Genomic DNA, 315 nt, shown 5'->3' on the forward strand with positions numbered 1-315 from the left:
GTCAGACCCTGGTTGTTGCCAGTGAGCGAGTTGTTGCCGGTGCCGCTGAAGCTGCCGGATGTGCTGCCAGTGCTGCCGCTGCTGCCGGAGGCGGCAGCGCCGAAGGCCGCGCGCAGCACGACGGCGAGCTTGGCCGCATCGGCGTTCTTCAGGTAGACGACGCGGATGTTATTGCCGCCGTCCGTGCTCGGCTGGTCGAGCTTGTCGACCATGGAGCGCACCGCGGCCAGCCGCGCCGGGTTGCTGGCGCGCAGGATCAGGCCGTTGGAGCGCGGATCGACCAGCACGCTGACGGCGCTGGTCCCGGTCTGCCCG

General features: G+C 70.2%; 1 protein-coding gene. It reads right to left on the reverse strand.

Annotation, left to right across the window (positions count from 1 at the left end; genetic code table 11):
• A partial coding sequence (locus OC445_RS26960; RefSeq protein WP_315986357.1) for a secretin N-terminal domain-containing protein occupies positions 1-315 on the reverse strand: 315 nt, incomplete at both ends.

This window comes from Pseudomonas sp. Pse35 (genome assembly GCF_024519715.1).
Taxonomy (GTDB): Bacteria; Pseudomonadota; Gammaproteobacteria; order Pseudomonadales; family Pseudomonadaceae; genus Aquipseudomonas; species Aquipseudomonas paracarnis.